This window comes from Tenacibaculum aiptasiae (genome assembly GCF_008806755.1).
Classification (GTDB): Bacteria; Bacteroidota; Bacteroidia; order Flavobacteriales; family Flavobacteriaceae; genus Polaribacter; species Polaribacter aiptasiae.
This window is the reverse complement of sequence record NZ_WAAU01000031.1, coordinates 1-21663: the sequence shown is the minus strand read 5'-3', so window position 1 is coordinate 21663 and position 21663 is coordinate 1. Positions and strand designations below refer to the sequence as shown.

Genomic DNA, 21663 nt, shown 5'->3' with positions numbered 1-21663 from the left:
TGATGGAGAACAAAATTACACTATTTATTACATTTATAAATTGAAACTTTTATTTTTGCAAAATGCAACAAAAAATAGTAATTATAGGAGGTCCAGGTACTGGAAAGTCTTCAATTTTAAGAGAGCTTATAAAACGTGGTTACGAATGTATGCCAGAAATATCAAGAGAAGTAACCCTAAAAGCTCAAAAAGAAGGTATAGATCAATTATTCTTAGAACAACCTTTATTATTTAGTCAACTATTATTAGAAGGAAGAGAACAACAATATTTAGACGCTCAAAAAAGTGATAGTTCAATTATCTTTTTTGATAGAGGTATTCCTGATGTTCATGCGTATATGAATTATTTAGGTAACGACTACCCTCCTGTTTATAAAGAAAAAAGTAATAAATACTTATATAATAAAGTATATATGTGTGCTCCTTGGGAAGCTATATACAAATCCGACAATGAACGCTACGAAACCTACGAGCAATCTGTAAAAATTGATACCTTTTTAAAGGAAGCTTACGAAGAAATAGGTTACGAAATTATCAATGTTCCTTTTGGAACTGTAAATGAGCGATGCGATTTTATTTTACACTCGTTAAAAAACGATGTATGATGAAGCTTTAAAAATATTAAAACATTATTGGGGATATTCTTCTTTTAGAACTCCCCAACAAGAAATAATTTCTTCTGTTTTAGAAGGCAAAGATACTATTGCTTTATTACCTACTGGTGGTGGTAAATCTATTTGTTTTCAAGTACCTGCTTTATTAAAAGAAGGTGTTTGTATAGTTATTTCTCCATTGGTTGCTTTAATGCAAGACCAAGTAAGCAATTTAAATGATAAAGGTATAAAGGCTACTATAATTCCTTCTGGAAGTTCACAAGATGATATTATTACTTTGTTTGATAATATTAAATTTGGAAGAACCAAGTTTTTATACCTATCACCTGAAAGACTTCAATCCCGTTTTATCCAAGAAAAAATTAAGCAACTTCATGTTAACTTAATTGCAATAGATGAAGCGCATTGTATTTCTGAATGGGGACATGATTTTCGGCCTTCATATCAAAACATTAAAATACTAAAAGAACTACAGCCTGAAACTAATATCATAGCCTTAACAGCTACTGCTACCAATAAGGTTATTAACGATATTATAGCTTCTCTAGCAATAGAATCTTCTCAAGTTTTTAAAAAATCTTTTTATCGAGAAAATTTAGCATATCAAATTTTTAAAACTGACGATAAGCTTGGAAAGCTTCGTAAAATTTTCACTAAAACAAAAGCACCAGCTATTGTTTATGTAAATTCAAGAGCAAAAACTAAAGAAATTAGTGCTTATTTAAATGCAAATAACTTTAAAAGCTCTTTTTATCATGGAGGTTTAACAGCTCTAGAGAAAAAGATAGCTTTTGATAATTGGATGAGTGAAAAAACTCCAATTATTGTAGCTACAAATGCCTTTGGAATGGGAATAGACAAACCAAATGTACGCGTAGTTATACATTTGAATTTACCTTCTTCTATAGAAAATTATATTCAGGAAGCTGGACGTGGTGGAAGAAACGGAAACAAAGCTTTTTCTGTAGTATTAACTAATGAAAGTGATATAAAACTTAGTAAAGAGTTATTAAAAAAATCTTTACCAACTATTGATGATATTAAAATCGTTCATCAAAAACTATATCAACACTTTCAAATAGCTAAAGGAGAACTTATAGAAACTAGTTTCAACTTTAATCTTTTAGAGTTTTCTAATAAATATAAATTAGCTCCTAACAAAACATACAATGCATTACAAATCCTAAATAGTAATGGGATTATTGAATTAAACAATAATTTTAATCAAAAATCTACTGTTCAATTTATTGTTTCGAGTAATCAAGTATTATTGCATTATAAACAAAATTCTACTTCCAAAAATTTTATACAGAGTTTATTGAGATTGTATGGTGGTATTTTTGAAACTCAAATAAAAATTGATGAGTTTTATATTGCAAAAAAAACAGGCGTTACTTCTTGGTTTGTTATTCAAGAATTAGAACGTATGGCTGAGAATGGTTTTATTGAATACAATAAAGCTACCAACGATTCCGAATTATTTTTTCTCCATCCTAGAGAAGATGACAGAACAATTAATAATGTATCAAAAAGCATTAAGGTTTATTTAGCTCAGAAAGAACAAAAAATTAAAGACTTAATTTTCTTTATAAAAAACAATATTATTTGTAGAAGTCAACAATTACTCTCTTATTTTGATGAAGACTTTAGCACAGAGTGTGGTATTTGTGATGTTTGTTTAAACAAAAACAATAAAATTTCTATCACAACAAATGAAATTATTTCTTTATTAAAGGAAAGAAAAGAAGCTACAGTTGAAGAAATGAGTGTATTGTTAAATCAAAAAGAAGCAAACATTTTAATACTTTTGCGCGAGTTGTTATCGGAAGAAAAAATTAGTAGTTCAAACAATAAATACTTTTTAATATAAAATGAAAGATTTACGCATCGTTTTTATGGGTACGCCAGAGTTTGCTGTTACCATATTAAAGCACTTAGTTGAAAATGATTATAATGTAGTTGGAGTAATTACTGCGGTTGATAAACCAGCTGGTAGAGGTCGTAAACTAAATCAATCGGCAGTAAAAAAGTATGCTCTTTCACAAAACCTACCTATTCTTCAACCTAAAAACTTGAAAAGTGAAGAATTCCAAGAAGATTTAAAAAAATGGAATGCTAATTTACAAGTTGTAGTAGCCTTTAGAATGCTTCCTAAAGCTGTATGGGCTATGCCAACTTATGGTACGTTTAATTTACACGCTTCATTACTTCCTGAATATCGAGGTGCAGCACCGATTAACTGGGCTATTATGAATGGAGAAACTAAAACAGGGGTTACAACTTTCTTTATAGATGATAAAATAGATACTGGAGAAATCATATTACAAAAAGAAGTTTCAATTGAAAGTGATGAAATTTTAGGTCAATTACACGATAAACTAATGCACTTAGGAGCAGGTTTGGTAGCAGAAACTGTTGATTTAATTGCTAAAGGTGATGTAAACACTACAAAACAACCAGAATTGGAAGAAAAATCAGCACCAAAACTTTATCCTCATAATTGTAAAATTGATTGGTCTAAATCTTTAGATGAAATATACAATCATATACGTGGATTAAATCCGTATCCTGCTGCTTGGACAACTATATTAAATGGAGAAAATGAAATTTCGGCTAAAATATATGGTGTTTCTAAAGAAGTTGTTGCTCATGAATTAGGATATGGTACAATTGTTACTTCAAAAAAAGAGCTAAAAGTAGCAACGAAAGGTGGTTACCTTATTATAGATCAAATAAAAATTTCAGGTAAAAAATTAATGGATTCTAAGAGTTTATTAAACGGTTTTCAGTTTGAAGAAAATTCAAAAGCGCTGTAGCCCTTTATTTATAGGCTTTTAGCTTTTTCGGTAAAAAACAACTGGGGTTATTAACAATTACCCTCTATTTATTAACAAAACTTTGTTTTTTCGGTATGATTTCTTGCACAATCCCGCATTCCGTCTATATTTGTTGAGCTATTAAGCAATAAAACATTAATTAATTTTTTAAAACTTATTAAAATTATGAACAAATCAGATTTAATCGATGCTATGGCTGCTGACGCAGGAATTTCAAAAGCTGCTGCTAAAGCTGCATTAGATTCTTTAACTTCTAACGTAACTAAGTCTTTAAAGGAAGGAAACAAAGTTGCTTTAGTAGGATGGGGAACTTGGTCTGTTTCTGAGAGAGCTGCTAGAACTGGTAGAAACCCTCAAACTGGAAAAGAAATTCAAATCGCTGCTAAAAATGTAGTTAAGTTTAAAGCTGGAGCTGGTTTAGCTGACTCTGTAAACTAAGACTTATTTCTAAACATATTAAAAACAGCATTTAGGTAACTAAATGCTGTTTTTCTATATAAAAGTGTCACAAAATAGTTTTGTCTCTAGTCTATTAGGTATAAACATAAAAAACTCTTAAAATGAAAAATATAATAACGTTAGCCGCTTTTCTATTTTGCTTAACAAGTTTTGCTCAAACAAAAGTAAATGCTTCAGATATTATTAGAGATGTAAAAAATGGTAAAGCAGTTAATATTTCAAACGCAACTATTACAGGTGTTTTAGACTTTACTTTTATGAATGAAGCGTTACCTAAATTACCTAAAAGAAAACGTTGGTGGAATAACGGTGGTTCTAACACCATTGAAAAACAAATTACTAATAAGGTTTCTTTTGTTAACTGTACTTTTACTGATGATGTATTGGCATATATTCCTCACGAAAAAAGCGGATATACTTTTATTGCAAACTTTGAAGATGTTGTAACTTTTAGAGATTGTATTTTTGAACAAAAAGCAATGTTTAAATACTCTGACTTTGAAAGTAATACTGATTTTTCCAATACAAAATTCAATAACGACTCTACTTTTAAATATGCGAAATTTGATAGAGACATAACTTTTGAAAACACTTTTTTTGACGAACCAGCTACTTTCAAATATGCAGAATTTAAGCAATTTGTGAGCTTTGCTAACTCTACTTTTAATGAAAGTGCTACTTTTAAGTACTCTGAATTTAATGATGGGGTTTCTTTTAGAAATGTAAAGTTTCAAGAAGATTTAAATATTAAATACACCAAAGTTCATGGTCAATTTGATATAACCAATATGGAAGTTGCCTATGAAATTGACTCTAAATACACTAAAATAAATGGAAGAAGCTTTAGTAAGCATCTGTTAAAAAGTAAAAATTAATTAAGAAAACATAAATTAAAAACTCGCAATAATTATTGCGAGTTTTTTTATGATATATTCGTCGTTATTAATTCCTTTAACTTGCTCACTAATTCTTTATCTTAAATTAAAAATGAATACTATAAAAACAATGGTTTTCGATTTATATAATACATTAATTGAAATCAAGAAACCGAATCATTTCTTTTTGAAATTATTTAAAATTTCTAAAAATGGTTTTGATATAGATTTTTCATCATATCTTAAACTTGTAATGACTAAGGATATTAATCAATTAAAAAGTGTCTTACCAATAGAATTCAATCAATTATATAATAAAAACATAGCTAGTTTAGAAGAGGAATTAAATTCTGTTATTGTATATGAAGAAGTTTTTGATGTGCTTGAAAGTTTAAAACAAAATTTTCGAATTTTCTTAATTTCAAACTTGGCTTCACCATACAAACATCCTTTTTACGAATATAATTTAGACTCTTATTTTGAAGAAATGCTTTTTTCTTGTGATATAGGTTATTTAAAGCCTGATCGTTTTATTTTTAATGAAATAGAAAAATTAACAAATAATACTCCTAATGAAATATTAATGATTGGAGATTCTTTTAAATCAGATATTCTCGGTGCAAAAAAAATGAATTGGAATTATTTAAAGGTTAATCGTCATAGCTCTAGTTTAAAGGATTATGAAATAACTAATTTGAAAGAAATAGAACAACACATAAAAATATAAAACATACAAAAAAGCCGTTGATATGTTCAACGGCTTTTTTTTATTCTTCAATTTGAAATTGTTTTTTCATTTTTTTACTTCCTTCATACAACTCGTATTTTACAAAACGACAATCTAAATCGGCATTTTTAATAGGAATTCTTTTAGATGTACGAAGTCCAACATGCTTTAATGCTTGAATATCTGAAGTAATTAACCACGCTGTAGAATTAGAATAACTATGCTTTAGAGTATCCCCTATTTTTCTATAAAACTCTTCTACATTAATATTTAAACGCTCTCCATAAGGTGGATTAAACAAAATTGTTGTTTTTCCAAATACTTCTTTTTTAGAGTTAAAGAAATTCACATGGTGAACTCCTATGAATTCTTCTAAATTGGCGTTAACAATATTTTGTTTTGCTTTATTTACCGCCGAAGGAGCCTTATCAAATCCCATTATTTTAAAATGAGAGCTTGTTATCTTTTTTAATAAGGAATCTTGAATTACAAAATATAAATCTTCATCATAATCTCTCCAGTTTTCAAAACCGAAATGTTTACGGTTTATATTAGCTGGAATCCTATTAGCAATCATAGCCGCTTCAATCAATATAGTTCCTGAACCACACATAGGATCTATAAAGTTTTCTTCTCCTTTGTATCCTGATAATAATACCAAACCTGCAGCTAAAACCTCGTTAATTGGCGCAATATTCGTAGCGCTTCTATATCCTCTTTTATGTAAAGAATCTCCCGAAGAATCTAAAGAAATAGTCAACCATTCCTTGTGAATGTGAATATGAACCTTAACATCAGGATATTTTAAATCTACATTCGGACGTTTATTATACTTATGCATAAAATAATCTGCAATGGCATCTTTAGATTTTAAACTGATATAGTGTGAATTTGTTGTGAAGTTTCTAGAATTTACAACAGCTCCAATAGCGAAAGTTCCTTCTACATCTAAAAAACGTTCCCACTTTACACGTTGAATTGCTTCATATAAATCTTCTTCATCAAAAATTTTACTTCTCTTTATTGGTTTTAAAATACGAATTGCAGTACGTAAAGCAATATTTGCTTTGTACATAAATCCTTTATCTCCTCTAAAGGAAACACTACGTATTCCTTCTTTAACATCTTGAGCTCCAAGTTGCCTTAACTCATCTGCTAATACTCCTTCTAAACCAGCCATTGTTATGGCTGTCATTTTAAAATCGTTCTCCATCTAAATGTAAAATTTCAATGCAAAAATACAGTTAATTTTCTCTTAGCGAGAATCTTTTTTTTTTCATGATAAAAAACGTAAGATTTATGTATTTTTGCAGACCTTATAGTTATGAATACAACAGACTGGTTTACTTCTTGGTTCGATACACCATACTACCATATATTATACAAGCATAGAAATGATGCCGATGCTCAATTCTTTATGCGAAATATTACCTCTTTTTTAAACTTGCCTAAATCAAGCCATATAGCTGATTTACCTTGTGGAAAAGGACGTCATTCGGTTTATTTAAATTCTTTAGGATATAAAGTTACTGGTGGTGATTTAAGTAGCAATAGTATAAAACACGCCAAACAATTTGAAAACGACACTCTTCATTTTGAGGTTTGGGATATGCGTACTCCTTTAGAAAACAAGTACGATGCTGTTTTTAACCTATTTACAAGCTTTGGTTATTTTGATGACGATAACGAGGACATCACTATTTTAAAAAGTTTAAAAAATGGTTTAAAAGAAAAGGGTGTACTAGTTCTTGACTTTTTAAATGTTCAGAAAGTAAAAAGTTCTTTAGTTAAAGAAGAAACTAAAACTATAGATGGTATTGAATTCAATATAAAAAAGGAAATTAAAGATGGTTTTATATTAAAACATATTTCTTTTTCTGACAATGATAAACAGCATTCTTATACTGAACAGGTAAAATTTTTAACTTTAGACAAAATGCAATCATATTTTGAAAAAGCTGGGTTGAAAATAAAACATGTATTTGGTGATTATAGTTTAAATAAGTTTAATCCTACCACTTCTGATAGATTAATTTTAGTTGCTGAATGAGTTCTTTGATTCTTATAATATCTGTATTAATAGGAGCTTTAATTGTATTGTATTTAAAGCCAAACACAAAATTTGTTCGTTTACTACTAGCCTTTAGTGGTGCTTACCTATTATCAGTTACCATACTTCATTTGATACCAGAAGTGTATATAGAAACTTCGGATTCAAAAAAAATTGGTATTCTTATAATTCTGGGAATTCTTATACAGTCTATTTTAGAATCTTTTTCAAAAGGAGCAGAACATGGACATGTACATATTCACTCTGAGAAAAACCAATTTCCTTGGTTACTTTTTGTTAGTTTAAGTATTCATGCTTTTACGGAAGGTTTACCTATTCATGATCATGGTGATCACCAACACAATCTTTTATGGGCTATTTTCATACATAAAATCCCTATTGCTATTGTACTTACTACTTTTTTAATTAAGGCCAAATATGATAAAAAAACGGTAGCGTTGTTTTTAGTTTTTTTCGCTTTAATGAGTCCTTTAGGAATGTATGTTTCAGAAAAGGTTACTTTTTTACATAAATATCACGCTGAAATTATTGCCGTAACTATTGGTATTTTTCTTCATATTTCTACTATTATTTTATTTGAAAGTTCAGAAAATCACAAATTCAACTTTCAAAAGTTTACTGCTATTTTGTTGGGTATCTTACTGACTGTTTTTACTTTATAATAGTTTTACCTATATTTAGAAAGTTTAAAATACCTAATTGTAGGTACCTATATCTATTGCTTTTTATTGAAATTTGGAAAAGTATTAACCAAATAAAAATTTATCATGAAAAAATTTAAATGCCGACCATTTATAAATCAAGATGAAAAAGATTTCTATACTAATAAATTTGAATTACAATTAGCAGAACCAGCAGTAAAACAAAGTTATTTTCAAAAAGTTAATAATGAACGGGTTTTTATTATTAGGGCCTGTATCCCTAACCCAAATTTTAAAGTTTATCAGATATTTTCAATCAATAAGGAAGTTTGGATTATGATATCCGACAGAACACCACATACAGCTCGAAATGCTGGAAAAAACATGATTCTAGATATTATATTTAAGGAAAGTGAATTACCAGCTTTAGACAACGTCAGACTACCATCAGATTTAGAAAAAATAACAATTAATATTTATAATGATAATAGATTTTCAACAAAATGGAAAAGTAGATGGAAAAGTATGTTCTTTTCACCACCTGCTCCAGCCCAAAAAGAAGGTGGAATAATTATTGAAGGACCTTAAAATGTTAAGTATAAGTATAAAAAAATCAAGACTACAAATCATTTTTTTAATGATTTGTGGTTTTTCTTATTCACAAAACAAGTATTTAGATTCTGCTAATTATTATTTTGAAAAAGCTCAATATTCTTATAAAATTAATAAAAATTATGAAGCTTATAAGTTCTATTTAAAGTCAAAAAAAATTTATCAAGAATTAAAGCTATATGATGATGTAGCTAAATGTAATATCCAGTTATTTAGTTTAACCAATTCTCAAAATAATTTACAAGTAGATTCAAAACCTTACCTAGATTCTTATTACAACTATGCTTTAAAAATAAAAGACTCTCAAGCAATATTAACTTCCTTTTTTAGATATGCTCAATACTATTTTAACTCAGATAGTGTTCAAAAATCTTCTTCATATTATAAAAAAGTTCTAAGATTAACCATTAATAAGAAGACTAAAGCTAATACTTATGCTAATCTAGCTCTTTTATATTCTAAAAAATTCCCCGATTCAGCTCAAATATTTTTTGATAAAACATTGAATTTATATTCTAAAGAAGATAAAGATCAATTATTCTCTACCTACATTAATTATGCTAATTTTCTTCAACAAAAAAAACTTTATAACAAGGCCATACATCAACTAAAAAAAGCTGAGAAAATTGAGCCAAAGAATTATAAATTAGAATATAAGAAAATTCTATTTGGAAAATTAGCAAACTGTTATAAAGAAATAAATAATTTTGAAAACGCTTATAAAAACTATGCCATATATAACTCATATAGAGATAGTTTGAATAACACTCAACAAAACATAGCTATATCAGATTTAGATAAAAAATATAAAACCGCTGAAAAAGAAAAAGAAAACATTGAGTTAAAAGCAAAAAGAAAACAAGACAAACTAATTCTTTTAATAGGAGCCATTTTTGTTCTGTTTGGTGGTATCATTACATACCTCAACCTTAAAAATTCCAAAAAAAAGCGTTTGTTAGCTGAGCAACAAAAAGAGCTCGAAAAACAGAAAAATCTTACTTTATTAAAGGAGCAAGAAATTAATACTATCAATGCTATGATAGATGGACAAGAAAAAGAACGTGTTCGTATTGCAGAAGATCTTCATGACAATATTGGTAGTGTATTAGCTACTTTGAAATTACACTTTGAAAATTTAAAATTAAATAGAGAAAAAGAACATTTCAACCAAGATGAACTTTATGCAAAAACCGAAAAACTAATAGATGAAACTTACTTAAAAGTTCGAAATATTGCTCATGCTAAAAATGCTGGAGTTATTGCTAACAAAGGTTTACTAGTTGCAGTAAAAATGATGGCTGAAAAAATATCTGATGCTAATAAAATAACTATTGAAGTATTAGATTTTGGTTTGGATAAGCCTATGGAAAATAGTTTAGAAATAGTTGTTTTTAGAATAGTACAAGAACTCACCACCAATATTATTAAACATGCCAATGCCACTCATGCTACTATTAATATTTCTCAATTTGATAGTAATCTAAATATTATTATTGAAGACAATGGTCAAGGTTTTAATATGAGTACTATCGAACTTAAAAATGGAATGGGCCTCAACTCTATTCAAACCAGAATAAAACACTTAAAAGGTACTTTTGAAATTGATTCAACCATAAATAAAGGAACTTCTATAATTATAGATATCCCTATAATAAATACCTAATTATAAGTATAATAAACAAGATATTAGTTTAGTATCTTTGGTAAACACCAAACTTACTAAAATGAACTTTTTTGTTAACTTTTTAATATCCATTGACCAACTTGGTAACGTACTTACCGGCGGCAATCCAGATAATACAATTTCCTCCAGAGTAGGATATTATACTGAACGATATTACCTTCCTGATAAAGTTCCTTTAAAATGGAAAATTCTAAGGAACATTATAAATTTCACCTTTTACCCTATTGATGGTGAAAATCATTGCAAAGAAGCTTATTTCAATGATGCAGGAGAAGAATTCGATAAAGGAACCAGCGATATTGCTATTGCTGTTTTAGCGATGTTGATAATTGCAAGTTGTTTTTTTATTGCTATTCTTTTTTACTTCTTATATGCTTTTGGAATTGTTTCTCCTAAAAAGATCAATAGATCAAAAAACATTAAACAACGTTTGCGTATTGCAGAAGCCAAATTAAAAGGAGTTCATACAGAGCTAAATGAACATAAAATACAAGTTGATAAAGAGTTGGATGAAATCATTGATGAAACACAAAATACAATTGAAGAAATAGCACAAAAAATAGAAGGAATCTTAAGATTAAAACAACGATTAGCTCATTTTAAAAAGAAGAAACAAAATACTACCCAATAAATATGATTACTATAGCTATGGCAGAAGACCATCAAATGCTGATTGATGGTGTAAAGTCTTTTTTTGAATACGATGATGATATAAACATTATTGGCACAGTAAATAACGGTGAGGACCTTGTGAAACTAGTTAGCTTAAAACAACCCAAGCTTGTTATTACAGATATTCGTATGCCTAGAATGGATGGTATAGAAGCAACCAAACGTATAAAAAAACAGTTTCCTCATATCAAAGTATTGGCTTTAACTATGTTTGATCAACCAGAAGCTATCAAACAAATGTTAGATTCAGGCGCTTCTGGATATTTACTTAAAAATTCTGGAATTAAAATGCTTTCTAAAGCTATTGTTACTGTAGCTAACGGTGAAACTTTTTTCGATCCTAATGTAGCTTTCAATTTTATGAACGACTACATAAATGAGAATGTTACCATAGGTAAATCTGAAAAAATTGTTTTATCAAATAGAGAAAAGGAAATATTACAACTAATCGCCAATGGAAATACCTCTAAGGAGATCGCTGAAGCATTATTTATAGCTAAAACTACTGTTGATACCCATAGAAAAAATATGATCCGTAAACTTAATTTAAAAGGCGGTAATGAATTAGTAAAATATGCTATAGATAAAAAATATCAGTTTTAATCAGTTTCTCTATTTACTAAATCAATAGAAAATGCTGGTAAACATACAGCCAAATATTCACATGCTTCTTCAAAAGGATTAGAATATTGAATACGAACGTTTTTTTCTATTTTTATAGACTCTCCTTCGCTTAACACAATAATGTCTCCATCTATATTAAATTGTTTCTTTCCTTTTATTACATATGTATACTCTTCAAATTCTGGTGTTTGAAAAGGCTCACTCCATCCAGGAGGCGCAATCATATGTGCTATGCTTACTTTTGAATTTTGATTAGAAGCGTTACCGAAATGTTCTTCTATCAATTTACCATCTGTTGTTGGTACTACAAATGGACTTTTTTGAATCGTGTATTTTTTATTCATTTTATAAAAATAAAAAAATCGAAACTAATTGTTCCGATTTCTGTTTTTTAATTAAACCAAATTGTAAATGATTTTATTTTTGCTAAATCTGGTATTTGTTCTTTTGTTACTCTTTGTGTACTAAATTCTTTTAAACCTAAATCTTCTTTATCTATAGCGATTGTCGCGTTTAAATCGTCTATAAACAACGTTGCTGAAGAAAAGGATGATTCTACCTTATTCACAGTATTATTAGCATTTATTTCTTGAAAAGTTGAACTAATATTTAAACCTGATTTTGTTTTAAATCTACTATCAAAAAACTCAATACTTTTTATTGTTGAAGTTGAATCTAATTGTTCTTGAGGAATTATAGTTAATAAATGTTTCCCACCTTTTTCATAAATCATATACTTATCATCTTCATTAAACATATTATTTCCCTTTGCTCCTTCACTCAATACTTTTACTACAGAATCATTTTCAAAAATTTTCTCAACTTCCTGCATTGTAGTTTTAGTTGTTAACTTACCTACTTTACCTTTTGAAATATCATATTTACTATTTCCGCATTGAATAAATAGCACTGACATTAAAGCGATAATAAGTGGTTTAATTTGGTTCTTCATTTGTTTCTTTTTTATTAAAACGTCTAATTTTATGATTTGTTTTCTACTTCAATACTTTTTTTAGGATCCCAAATACGCTTCTTATAAACGTAGCACTGGTTAATACTTTTACTATTGGGTTTTGTCTCGTACTTCTAGCTCCAGTTGATCTGGATCTACTTCTTGTTTTTTCCTCTTCTTTTCTTCTAGCTTCCTCAGTTTTCTCCTTATTTATCTCTTCAATCTTCTCATTTAACATTTCATAAGCACTTTCTCTATCAAGTGTCTCATTGTACTTTGGAACTAATTTAGAGTTATCTATAACTTGTTTAATTTCTTTCTCCGTAAGTACATCCATTCTACTCATAGGTGCGCGTAACATTGTTCTTGCTAAAGGAGTTGGTATTCCTTTTTCATTTAATACAGAAACTAAAGCCTCACCAATTCCTAATTGAGTTAATACTTCTTTGGTGTCGTAATATTCTGAATCTGGATAGTTTTCTGCCGCTAATTTAATCGCTTTTCTATCTTTAGCAGTAAAAGCTCTTAAAGCATGTTGTACTTTCATTCCCAACTGTGCCAAAACATCTTCTGGGACATCTTTAGGGTTTTGAGTAACGAAATATAATCCTACCCCTTTCGATCTAATTAATTTAACGATACTTTCTATTTGGCTTAATAATGCTTTCGATGCCTCATCAAACACCAAATGTGCTTCATCTATAAAAATTACTAATTCTGGTCTACCGCTATCACCTTGTTCTGGAAATGTTTCATATACTTCAGCTAGTAACTGTAACATAAATGTTGAAAACAACTTAGGTCTGTCTTGAATATCTGTTAATCGTAAAACAGAAATTACTCCTCTGCCATTTTCATCAATTCTAGTTAAATCGTCAATATCAAAAGACTTCTCTCCAAAGAAAAGGTTTCCTCCTTGCTGTTCAATCTCTACTATTTTTCTTAAAATAGCACCAGTACTAGCCGTAGAAATTCGTCCATATTCTTCTTGAATTTCCTTCTTCCCTTCATTAGTTATGAATTGAAGTATTTTTTTAAAGTCTTTTAAATCTAATAAAGGTAATTTGTTATCGTCACAATACTTAAAAATAATTGCTACAATACCTGATTGTGTCTCTGTTAAATCTAATATTCTAGATAATAAAACTGGACCAAATTCAGAAACTGTTGCTCTTAAACGTACTCCTTCTTGCTCTGAAATTGATAAAATTTCTATTGGAAATTTAGTTGCATTAAAAGGAACACCAATTTTTTCGTGACGCTCATCTATTTTTACATGTCCTGGGCTAGGTTGTGCTAATCCACTTAAATCACCTTTAACATCCATTAATAAAACTGGAATACCTTTTTCCGACATGTTTTCTGCCAGTACTTGTAAAGTTTTAGTCTTACCAGTACCTGTTGCTCCTGCAATTAATCCGTGACGGTTTAAAGTTTTTAAAGGAATATTAACCAAAGCATTGGTTACTGTTTCTTCTCCCAGCATACCAGCTCCTAATGTAATAAAGTCGCCTTTACATTTATAACCTTCGTTTATGTAATCAAAAAAAGTTTCTTTATTGCCCATTATTCTGTAAAATTTCGATAAAAATACTATTAAAATTAGCATTTCAAAAACTCGTTAACTCTTATTTGTTAAGTATTTTGTTAACTTTACCATAAACACTGGTTAAACAATTAATTATGAAGTCTTATTATTTTATTTCTTGTATACTATTTTCATTATTTATTTCTTGTAATAATTCTGAAAAAAAAACTGATTTAGTCTTTTATAAATCGAAATTAGAACGTAAGAAAAACGCTCCATTCTCTGATGCTGTTCAAGCTGGTAATACTTTATATTTAGCAGGACAAGTTGGTATTAATCCTGAATCTAATAAATTGGCTGAAGGTGGTATCACTGGACAAACGATTCAAACCTTAGAAAATATTAAAAGTGTATTGGAACTTCATGGTTCCGACCTTGAACATGTAGTAAAATGCACTGTAATTTTAGCAGATATTAATGATTTTAACGACTTTAATGCAATTTTTCGTAAATATTTTCCTAAAAATAAGCCTGCAAGAACTACCTTTGCAGCCGATTTATTAGTAGGTGCAAAGATTGAAATTGACGTAATAGCTGTAAAAGTAGATGGATTTAAAGACGCAAGAGTTAATTGACAAAGGTGAAATGCTTCCTTTAATGGAAGAGTTTTATACAATACAAGGAGAAGGTTCTCATACAGGAACTGCTGCTTATTTTATTAGAATTGGTGGTTGTGATGTTGGTTGTCATTGGTGTGATGTTAAAGAAAGTTGGAATGCTAAACTTCATCCTCCAACAAAAACTGACATTATTGTAGAGAATGCTAAAAAATATGCCAAAACTGTTGTTATTACAGGTGGAGAGCCTTTAATGTGGAATTTAGATTATATTACTAAAGAACTTCAGGATAAAGGAATGAAAACTCATATCGAAACTTCCGGAGCTTATGATTTTTCTGGGCAATGGGATTGGTTTTGCTTATCTCCTAAAAAAACAAAGCTACCTACAAAGAGATGTTATAAAGAAGCGGATGAATTAAAAATGATTATTCATAATAAAAGTGATTTTAAATTTGCTGAAGAACAAGCTGAAAAAGTAGGTAAGAAATGTCAACTTTTTTTACAACCTGAATGGAGTAAAAAAGAAAAGATGACACCTCTTATAGTAGATTATGTAATGAATAACCCTAAGTGGCGCGTTTCTTTACAAACTCATAAATATTTAAATATACCTTAATAAAAAAGCAACCAAATTGGTTGCTTTTTTATTATCATAAGATTTTATAAAGGATCTAATTGATTAAAAAATTAAAAACTCGCTACAATAGTATTGAAGCGAGTTCTTAATTCTATATTTTATAGAAGTTCTATTCTTTATAAACTCCCATATTTGCGTATTTGTCCATACGTTGAGCTACTAAATCTACATCATTTAAATCTTTTAACTCAGCAAAAGCTTTTAAAATTTGCTCTTGTACTGCTTTAAAAGCTCCTTCTCTATCTGTATGAGCTCCTCCAATTGGTTCTTCAATGATTCCGTCAATTAACTTTAACTTCTTCATATCTTCCCCTGTTAATTTTAAAGCTTCAGCTGCTTGCTCTTTATACTCCCAGCTACGCCATAAAATAGATGAACATGATTCTGGTGAAATCACCGTATACCATGTATTTTCCATCATGTATACTTTATCTCCTACTCCAATTCCTAATGCTCCTCCAGAAGCTCCTTCACCAATAACTATAGTAATAATAGGAGTTTTTAAACGAGTCATTTCTAAAATATTACGAGCAATAGCTTCCCCTTGTCCACGTTCCTCAGCTTCTAATCCCGGATAAGCTCCTGGTGTATCTAATAAGGTAACTACAGGAATACCAAATTTTTCTGCCATACGCATTAAACGTAAAGCTTTACGGTATCCTTCTGGATTTGCCATACCAAAATTACGATATTGACGTGTTTTAGTATTATATCCTTTTTGCTGACCTATAAACATAAACGATTGATCGCCTATTTTTCCTAAACCACCAATCATAGCCTTATCATCTTTTACGCTACGATCTCCGTGTAATTCCATGAAAGAATCTCCACAAATAGCCTTAATATAATCTAATGTATAAGGTCTGTTTGGGTGACGTGATAATTGTACACGTTGCCATGGAGTTAAGTTTTTATATATATCTTTTCTTGCCTTTTCTAATTTTTGCTCAATCTTCTTGCAAGTTTCTGTTACATCTACGTCGCTTTCTTTTCCTATATCAAAACATTTTGCCAATTGATCCTCTAGTTCTTTTATTGGCATTTCAAAATCTAAATATTCCATTGTGTATATAGTTTGATTTTCTATTTTTATAGTTAGTCGTTTGTAAAGGCAAACATACTAAAAAAATGTACAGTTTACCTTGGTACTTTTTTTAAAGTTCTATTTTTTTCTAATTTTCTTTTTTATTGAAGCTGAATTCTTAAGAATACCATTGAGTAATACTACTAATAATACAATAAATGCCCCGTAATAAAACTCTGTATTCATTTGTTCTTTTTCTCCAAAAACAATTAACGCTAATACAATTGCATAAATTGGTTCTAAATTAATAGTTAGCATTACTGTATACGGCGTTAAATATTTCATTACTTGTACAGAAGCTATAAATGCATATGCAGTACAAATACTACTTAAAATCATTAAATACAACCAATCGTTTGTAGATAAAGTAAAAAACTCCATCGAAAACTTTTCTGTTACCAATAAATATAATGTTACTCCTAAAACTCCAAATAACAACTGATAAAAGGATATAACATTTGCATTGTATTTCTTTATAAACAAGCCATTTAAAACAGCAAACAAGGCTGATAAAAAAGCAGAAATCAACGCATATATTATTCCTAATGTATATTGACTTTCAAAATTGAAAATAATGTATAATCCTACGATTACTAATAATCCTAGTAAAATTTCAATTGACTTTATTTTTCTTTTGAAAAAGAATGGTTCAATCAACGAAGCGAAAAAAGCTCCCGTACTCATAGTTACCAATGCTACTGAAACATTAGATACTTTTATTGCTTTAAAAAAAGTTATCCAGTGTACTGCAATAATAATACCTGAAATTGCAAATTTTAGTAACGCTTTTTTATCTACTTTAAATGATATTTTTCGTATCAAAAAATAAACAGCTATAAAGCCCACAGCTAATAACATTCTATACCAAACTAATGGAACTGCATCAATTGATATTAAAGCTCCTAAAATTGCCGTAAATCCCCATATAAAAACGATAAAATGTAAATGAAGATAGTTTTTTAGTTTATTTCCTTGCATTTAAGTATAAATAAATAGCATATAAGCCAAAAACGATATTAGGTATCCATACATTTAATAAGGCATTAGCTCCTGCAACTGCTCCTAAAACCTCTGCTACTTTTAAGAAAAATACATATGCAAACATTATTGATATACCTAATGCTAAATTTAACCCAATACCTCCTCTTCTCTTTTTATGAGCTAAAGCTACTGCTATTAAAGATAAAATATAACTTGCTATTGGTAAACTAGTACGTTTATATAATTCAACCAAATAAGCATTTAAATTTTTAATCCCTCTTTTCTTAGAAATTTCTATAAATTTTATAAGCTCTGGTGAAGCCATTTCTTGAGCCATTACATTTTTATAATTAAAATCTTTTGGAGTAAAAGCAAACGCTGTATCTAAACTATTTCCTGAAAATATACTGTCTCTGTCTTTATAGATCTTCCTTCTTTTCCACCTATACAGCTTAAATACGCTATCCTTCTCTACCCAATTAATATTCTCAGCTGTTAGCTTTTCTTTTAACTGAATTCCATCATAAATTTCTGTAGAAAAATAATAGCCTGAATTTCTTTTTAAATCGAAACTTTGAGCAAAAATATAAGTACTATCGTTCAATTGTAAACTAAACTCTCGAACAGTAGTGTCTGTATATCTCTTTTTCTTTAAATACTCTTTTTCAAACGCTTTTCTTGTTTTACTACTTGAAGGTACGAAAAAGTGATTCATTAATAATGCTACAATACACACAATAGTGGCTCCTATAAAATATGGATATAAAAATCGTGTAAATGATATCTGCGCTCCATTAATAGCTACAATTTCTGTATTATTAGCTAACCTTGAAGTAAATAAAATTACTGCTATAAATAATGCCAAAGGCATAAATGTATTGGCATAATAAATAATAAAGTTTATATAATAATCATCAACAACTTGAAAAAAGGTTAAATTTTCATGTTGCAAAAACTTATCAATTTTCTCAGCAATATCTATAGCTACTGCAATAGGAATCAATATCAGTAACGTAAAAAGAAAAGTTACTAAATATCGTTTTAATATGTACCAATCAAGTTTTTTCAAAAGCCTTATCTAGTTTTATAAACGCTTATCCATTTGTTTTACCATTTTATCTTTCCACTCTGCAAAATCTCCAGCTAAAATATGCTTTCTAGCTTCTCTAGTTAACCATAAATAGAATCCTAAATTATGAATAGAGGCTATTTGTTTTCCTAACATCTCTTTTGCTGCAAATAAGTGACGTAAATAAGCTTTTGAATACATTGTATCTACGTAGGTAATCCCCATTTCATCAATAGGAGAAAAATCTTGTTCCCACTTCTTATTCTTTATGTTTATGGTTCCATGAGCCGTAAATAACATACCGTTACGTGCATTACGAGTTGGCATTACACAATCGAACATATCTACTCCTAAAGCAATATTTTCTAAAATATTAATTGGAGTTCCAACCCCCATTAAGTAGCGTGGTTTATCTTCCGGTAAAATTTCTGTTACAATCTCTGTCATTGCATATAGTTCTTCTGCTGGTTCTCCTACAGAAAGCCCTCCAATTGCATTTCCATCTGCTTCTACAGAAGCAATAAATTCTGCAGATTGTTTTCTTAAATCTTTATAAGTACTTCCTTGAACAATTGGAAAAAGTGTTTGTTCATAACCATACTTATAAGGTAATTTCTCTAAATGATTTACACAACGCTTTAACCATCTATGTGTCATATGCATTGAACGTTTTGCATAGTTATAATCACATGGATAAGGTGTACACTCATCAAAAGCCATAATAATATCAGCTCCAATGGTACGTTGGGTTTCCATTACATTTTCTGGAGTAAAAAAGTGCATTGAACCATCAATATGGCTTTTAAACTTAACCCCTTCTTCATTAATTTTTCTTCTTCCAGAAAGTGAATATACTTGATATCCTCCACTATCAGTTAGAATATTACGATCCCAATTCATAAACTTATGCAAACCTCCTGCGGCTTCAAGTGTTTCTAATTTAGGGCGTAAGTATAAGTGATATGTATTCCCTAAAATAATATCAGGGTTAATTTCATTTTTTAATTCTGATTGATGAACTCCTTTTACTGTTCCTACCGTACCTACTGGCATGAATATAGGAGTTTCTATTGTTCCGTGATCTGTTGTAATAACACCTGCGCGGGCTTTACTCTTTGGATCTTTTGTTTTTAAATCAAATTGCATAAGTGGCAAAGATACGCTTATTTAATAATTGAAAAATTAAAAGAATTATAAAGTTTTTACCTTCTCTTTCTTCTATTTGATTGTTTTGAATTTCTTCTTGATGTAGATGATTTTTTTCTAAATGTAGCACTTTTTTTATTGAAGTTTGTCACTTTTACTTCTTCCTTTTTCTTAGGTTGTTTTGGCTTCTTTTTTTCAACATCTATAGAAGCTTCTTCTGTTTTAGATGAAGTTGCAATCATTTTATTGATTTCTTTCATCTCTTCTGATGTCAATTCTCTCCAATCTCCTACTTTCAAATTTCCTAAGGAAACATTCATAATACGTTCTCTTTTCAATTTAGTTACTTCATAATCTAAATATTCACACATTCGACGTATTTGTCTATTCAATCCTTGTGTTAAAATAATTTGAAAAGTAAAATCGCCTAACTTTTTTACTTTACATTTTTGAGTTACGGTTCCTAAAATTGGAATTCCATTACTCATTTTTGTTATAAAATTGTCAGTTATTTTTTTATTTACTGAAACAATATATTCTTTTTCGTGATTGTTTCCCGCTCGTAATATTTTATTTACAATATCTCCATCGTTTGTTAAAAAGATTAATCCTTGCGATGGTTTATCTAAACGTCCTATTGGAAATAATCTTTCTGGATGTCCTACAAACTTTACAATATTTTTTTTCTCTTTACTATCGGTAGTACAAACTATCCCTACAGGCTTATTTAAGGCTATATACAGCGTTTTTGGTTTTGCTTGTAGTAATCGTCCATCTACTCTAACTTCATCCCCTTCAAATACTCTATTACCTAATTGAGCTACCTCTTTATTTATGGTTACTCTACCAGCCACAATAAATTTTTCTGCATCTCTACGAGAACAAATACCTGTACTACTTATGAATTTATTGAGATTTATTGAATTTTGATTCCTATTTTCCATTAATGCAAAGAAAAAGAAAATCCTCAAGTTTTAGCTTGAGGATTTCTATTATATTATTAGATTTCTTTAAAATATAATCATTTTTTGAGTACATCTTGCCAAACTTGGCCTTCTGTCGTAATCAAAACCTAATGTTATCATATGCGTACCATAGTTAAAATCTTGTGTTTTATTAACGTTTATACTAAATCCATATGACATATATAAGTTGTTCTTTTTAAGACCAAATAAAGGCGCTATAGCATTTGGTTGAAAGAATTGATCGTTTAAAAAAGTATAACTTAGACCTGCCCAAACATATCCATCTCTAATTCCTTTTCTTGCCTTAACATTTAAATCTGTTCTAGATCTTTTATCTGCTTCATAATATTCTACAAGAACTGATGGTTCTAATTCAAATCGATTACTAATTCTAGCCATTACAAAAGATGAATAGATTGTATATCGTCTTAAAGTTTTAGGCTCGTCTAATGTAAAGTTATCTATTTTTTTATCTAATAAATTATTAATATTAGCACTAATACTGAAACGTTCGTAACGATATAATAAACCTACATCAAAGTTTGAATTCGTTATTGATCTATTGGGTAATGTTTGATTCGTATTATTTTGAGATGTATCAATACCAAACTGAACAAAATTATAACTCAATGCAAATGATAAAAAACTATCATGGAAATTACTTAACGTTAAGTGACTTGCAAAAGATAATTTAGCTCCTTGTTGTGTTGTAAAACCATTTTTATCATTAAAAATGGTTAAACCTCCACCAAATCTATCTGCTAATCTTGCCTCAACGGTTATAGACTGCGTATCAGGTGCTCCTTTTACACCAATCCATTGACTAACTCCATTCAATCTCACCTGCAACCCCGCACCAATACCC

General features: G+C 29.2%; 24 protein-coding genes. 14 read left to right on the top strand and 10 right to left on the bottom strand.

What is annotated here, in order from left to right; all coding sequences use genetic code 11:
- Window positions 1–62 precede the first annotated feature (62 nt).
- The 6 genes from F7018_RS16215 to F7018_RS16190 all read left to right on the top strand — a co-directional run bounded on the left by F7018_RS16215 (window position 63) and on the right by F7018_RS16190 (window position 5512).
- Complete coding sequence (locus tag F7018_RS16215; protein ID WP_150901152.1) at window positions 63–605, top strand: AAA family ATPase; 543 nt, start codon at window positions 63–65, stop codon at window positions 603–605.
- Window positions 598–2484: a RecQ family ATP-dependent DNA helicase gene (locus tag F7018_RS16210; RefSeq protein WP_150901151.1), complete on the top strand. Its 1887-nt coding sequence runs from the start codon at window positions 598–600 to the stop codon at window positions 2482–2484. The genes F7018_RS16215 and F7018_RS16210 overlap by 8 nt, the downstream gene beginning before the upstream one ends.
- 1 nt (window position 2485) lies before the next feature.
- Window positions 2486–3430 carry a methionyl-tRNA formyltransferase gene (gene fmt / locus F7018_RS16205; protein ID WP_175578763.1) on the top strand — a complete coding sequence of 315 codons (945 nt, stop codon included), beginning with the start codon at window positions 2486–2488 and terminating at the stop codon, window positions 3428–3430.
- 186 nt (window positions 3431–3616) lie between these two features.
- Window positions 3617–3889, top strand: coding sequence for an HU family DNA-binding protein (locus tag F7018_RS16200; RefSeq protein WP_150901150.1), 273 nt, complete (start codon window positions 3617–3619; stop codon window positions 3887–3889).
- Window positions 3890–4011: 122 nt separating this feature from the next.
- The gene (locus tag F7018_RS16195) at window positions 4012–4785 is read left to right on the top strand and encodes a pentapeptide repeat-containing protein (RefSeq protein ID WP_150901149.1); all 774 of its coding nucleotides are present in this window, start codon (window positions 4012–4014) and stop codon (window positions 4783–4785) included.
- Window positions 4786–4897: 112 nt separating this feature from the next.
- Complete coding sequence (locus F7018_RS16190) at window positions 4898–5512, top strand: HAD family hydrolase (RefSeq protein ID WP_175578762.1); 615 nt, start codon at window positions 4898–4900, stop codon at window positions 5510–5512.
- A 40-nt stretch (window positions 5513–5552) separates the two neighbouring features.
- Here F7018_RS16190 and F7018_RS16185 read toward each other — a convergent pair whose 3' ends face one another.
- Window positions 5553–6725, bottom strand: coding sequence for a THUMP domain-containing class I SAM-dependent RNA methyltransferase (locus F7018_RS16185; RefSeq protein WP_150901147.1), 1173 nt, complete (start codon window positions 6723–6725; stop codon window positions 5553–5555).
- Window positions 6726–6836: 111 nt separating this feature from the next.
- On the opposite strand from F7018_RS16185, the gene F7018_RS16180 reads away from it, so the two are divergent.
- The 6 genes from F7018_RS16180 (at window position 6837) to F7018_RS16155 (ending at window position 11795) form a co-directional block, all read left to right on the top strand.
- Window positions 6837–7562, top strand: a complete 726-nt coding sequence (locus tag F7018_RS16180) for a class I SAM-dependent methyltransferase (RefSeq protein ID WP_150901146.1) — start codon at window positions 6837–6839, stop codon at window positions 7560–7562.
- Complete coding sequence (locus F7018_RS16175; protein ID WP_150901145.1) at window positions 7559–8245, top strand: ZIP family metal transporter; 687 nt, start codon at window positions 7559–7561, stop codon at window positions 8243–8245. Before F7018_RS16180 ends, F7018_RS16175 begins: the two co-directional genes overlap by 4 nt.
- Before the next feature lie 105 nt (window positions 8246–8350).
- Window positions 8351–8812: a hypothetical protein gene (locus F7018_RS16170; protein ID WP_150901144.1), complete on the top strand. Its 462-nt coding sequence runs from the start codon at window positions 8351–8353 to the stop codon at window positions 8810–8812.
- Window position 8813: 1 nt separating this feature from the next.
- Entirely contained in the window at window positions 8814–10499 is a 1686-nt protein-coding gene (locus F7018_RS16165) for a tetratricopeptide repeat-containing sensor histidine kinase (protein ID WP_150901143.1), read from the top strand.
- Between the two features lie 61 nt (window positions 10500–10560).
- Window positions 10561–11151 carry a hypothetical protein gene (locus tag F7018_RS16160; RefSeq protein WP_150901142.1) on the top strand — a complete coding sequence of 197 codons (591 nt, stop codon included), beginning with the start codon at window positions 10561–10563 and terminating at the stop codon, window positions 11149–11151.
- A gap of 2 nt (window positions 11152–11153) precedes the next feature.
- Window positions 11154–11795, top strand: a complete 642-nt coding sequence (locus F7018_RS16155; protein ID WP_175578761.1) for a response regulator — start codon at window positions 11154–11156, stop codon at window positions 11793–11795.
- On the opposite strand, the gene F7018_RS16150 is transcribed toward F7018_RS16155, so the two are convergent.
- Genes F7018_RS16150 through F7018_RS16140 form a run of 3 tightly spaced genes read right to left on the bottom strand, consistent with a single transcriptional unit; the run spans window position 11792 to window position 14335 of the window.
- Complete coding sequence (locus tag F7018_RS16150) at window positions 11792–12160, bottom strand: cupin domain-containing protein (protein WP_150901141.1); 369 nt, start codon at window positions 12158–12160, stop codon at window positions 11792–11794. The genes F7018_RS16155 and F7018_RS16150 overlap by 4 nt on opposite strands.
- Window positions 12161–12207: 47 nt before the next feature.
- Complete coding sequence (locus tag F7018_RS16145; RefSeq protein WP_150901140.1) at window positions 12208–12768, bottom strand: hypothetical protein; 561 nt, start codon at window positions 12766–12768, stop codon at window positions 12208–12210.
- A gap of 43 nt (window positions 12769–12811) precedes the next feature.
- The gene (locus tag F7018_RS16140) at window positions 12812–14335 is read right to left on the bottom strand and encodes a helicase HerA-like domain-containing protein (protein WP_150901139.1); all 1524 of its coding nucleotides are present in this window, start codon (window positions 14333–14335) and stop codon (window positions 12812–12814) included.
- Window positions 14336–14451: 116 nt separating this feature from the next.
- On the opposite strand from F7018_RS16140, the gene F7018_RS16135 reads away from it, so the two are divergent.
- On the top strand, window positions 14452–14931 hold the full coding sequence (locus F7018_RS16135; RefSeq protein WP_150901138.1) for a RidA family protein: 480 nt from the start codon (window positions 14452–14454) through the stop codon (window positions 14929–14931).
- Complete coding sequence (locus F7018_RS16130) at window positions 14903–15532, top strand: 7-carboxy-7-deazaguanine synthase QueE (protein WP_150901137.1); 630 nt, start codon at window positions 14903–14905, stop codon at window positions 15530–15532. Before F7018_RS16135 ends, F7018_RS16130 begins: the two co-directional genes overlap by 29 nt.
- A 130-nt stretch (window positions 15533–15662) precedes the next feature.
- Here the strand turns inward: F7018_RS16130 and F7018_RS16125 are convergent, their stop codons facing one another.
- From F7018_RS16125 to F7018_RS16100, 6 genes are all read right to left on the bottom strand, one after another.
- Window positions 15663–16616 carry an acetyl-CoA carboxylase carboxyltransferase subunit alpha gene (locus F7018_RS16125; protein WP_150901136.1) on the bottom strand — a complete coding sequence of 318 codons (954 nt, stop codon included), beginning with the start codon at window positions 16614–16616 and terminating at the stop codon, window positions 15663–15665.
- 99 nt (window positions 16617–16715) lie between these two features.
- The gene (locus F7018_RS16120; RefSeq protein ID WP_150901135.1) at window positions 16716–17615 is read right to left on the bottom strand and encodes a DMT family transporter; all 900 of its coding nucleotides are present in this window, start codon (window positions 17613–17615) and stop codon (window positions 16716–16718) included.
- The gene (locus F7018_RS16115; protein WP_150901134.1) at window positions 17602–18687 is read right to left on the bottom strand and encodes an LptF/LptG family permease; all 1086 of its coding nucleotides are present in this window, start codon (window positions 18685–18687) and stop codon (window positions 17602–17604) included. The genes F7018_RS16120 and F7018_RS16115 overlap by 14 nt, the downstream gene beginning before the upstream one ends.
- Window positions 18688–18702: 15 nt before the next feature.
- The gene (gene tgt, locus F7018_RS16110; protein ID WP_150901133.1) at window positions 18703–19833 is read right to left on the bottom strand and encodes a tRNA guanosine(34) transglycosylase Tgt; all 1131 of its coding nucleotides are present in this window, start codon (window positions 19831–19833) and stop codon (window positions 18703–18705) included.
- Window positions 19834–19889: 56 nt separating this feature from the next.
- A complete protein-coding gene (gene rluF, locus F7018_RS16105; protein ID WP_150901132.1) occupies window positions 19890–20777 on the bottom strand; it encodes a 23S rRNA pseudouridine(2604) synthase RluF in 888 nt (295 codons plus the stop codon).
- Window positions 20778–20843: 66 nt separating this feature from the next.
- A partial coding sequence (locus F7018_RS16100; protein WP_150901131.1) for a PorP/SprF family type IX secretion system membrane protein occupies window positions 20844–21663 on the bottom strand: 820 nt, incomplete at its 5' end.

What these genes read in the sequence shown, in the direction of transcription:
- F7018_RS16215 (WP_150901152.1), top strand. Translation starts at nt 63, where the DNA reads ATGCAACAAAAAATAGTAATTATAGGAGGTCCAGGTACTGGAAAGTCT.
- F7018_RS16210 (WP_150901151.1), top strand. Translation starts at nt 598, where the DNA reads ATGTATGATGAAGCTTTAAAAATATTAAAACATTATTGGGGATATTCT.
- fmt (WP_175578763.1), top strand. Translation starts at nt 2,486, where the DNA reads ATGAAAGATTTACGCATCGTTTTTATGGGTACGCCAGAGTTTGCTGTT.
- F7018_RS16200 (WP_150901150.1), top strand. Translation starts at nt 3,617, where the DNA reads ATGAACAAATCAGATTTAATCGATGCTATGGCTGCTGACGCAGGAATT.
- F7018_RS16195 (WP_150901149.1), top strand. Translation starts at nt 4,012, where the DNA reads ATGAAAAATATAATAACGTTAGCCGCTTTTCTATTTTGCTTAACAAGT.
- F7018_RS16190 (WP_175578762.1), top strand. Translation starts at nt 4,898, where the DNA reads ATGAATACTATAAAAACAATGGTTTTCGATTTATATAATACATTAATT.
- F7018_RS16185 (WP_150901147.1), bottom strand. Translation starts at nt 6,725, where the DNA reads ATGGAGAACGATTTTAAAATGACAGCCATAACAATGGCTGGTTTAGAA.
- F7018_RS16180 (WP_150901146.1), top strand. Translation starts at nt 6,837, where the DNA reads ATGAATACAACAGACTGGTTTACTTCTTGGTTCGATACACCATACTAC.
- F7018_RS16175 (WP_150901145.1), top strand. Translation starts at nt 7,559, where the DNA reads ATGAGTTCTTTGATTCTTATAATATCTGTATTAATAGGAGCTTTAATT.
- F7018_RS16170 (WP_150901144.1), top strand. Translation starts at nt 8,351, where the DNA reads ATGAAAAAATTTAAATGCCGACCATTTATAAATCAAGATGAAAAAGAT.
- F7018_RS16165 (WP_150901143.1), top strand. Translation starts at nt 8,814, where the DNA reads ATGTTAAGTATAAGTATAAAAAAATCAAGACTACAAATCATTTTTTTA.
- F7018_RS16160 (WP_150901142.1), top strand. Translation starts at nt 10,561, where the DNA reads ATGAACTTTTTTGTTAACTTTTTAATATCCATTGACCAACTTGGTAAC.
- F7018_RS16155 (WP_175578761.1), top strand. Translation starts at nt 11,154, where the DNA reads ATGATTACTATAGCTATGGCAGAAGACCATCAAATGCTGATTGATGGT.
- F7018_RS16150 (WP_150901141.1), bottom strand. Translation starts at nt 12,160, where the DNA reads ATGAATAAAAAATACACGATTCAAAAAAGTCCATTTGTAGTACCAACA.
- F7018_RS16145 (WP_150901140.1), bottom strand. Translation starts at nt 12,768, where the DNA reads ATGAAGAACCAAATTAAACCACTTATTATCGCTTTAATGTCAGTGCTA.
- F7018_RS16140 (WP_150901139.1), bottom strand. Translation starts at nt 14,335, where the DNA reads ATGGGCAATAAAGAAACTTTTTTTGATTACATAAACGAAGGTTATAAA.
- F7018_RS16135 (WP_150901138.1), top strand. Translation starts at nt 14,452, where the DNA reads ATGAAGTCTTATTATTTTATTTCTTGTATACTATTTTCATTATTTATT.
- F7018_RS16130 (WP_150901137.1), top strand. Translation starts at nt 14,903, where the DNA reads ATGGATTTAAAGACGCAAGAGTTAATTGACAAAGGTGAAATGCTTCCT.
- F7018_RS16125 (WP_150901136.1), bottom strand. Translation starts at nt 16,616, where the DNA reads ATGGAATATTTAGATTTTGAAATGCCAATAAAAGAACTAGAGGATCAA.
- F7018_RS16120 (WP_150901135.1), bottom strand. Translation starts at nt 17,615, where the DNA reads ATGCAAGGAAATAAACTAAAAAACTATCTTCATTTACATTTTATCGTT.
- tgt (WP_150901133.1), bottom strand. Translation starts at nt 19,833, where the DNA reads ATGCAATTTGATTTAAAAACAAAAGATCCAAAGAGTAAAGCCCGCGCA.
- rluF (WP_150901132.1), bottom strand. Translation starts at nt 20,777, where the DNA reads ATGGAAAATAGGAATCAAAATTCAATAAATCTCAATAAATTCATAAGT.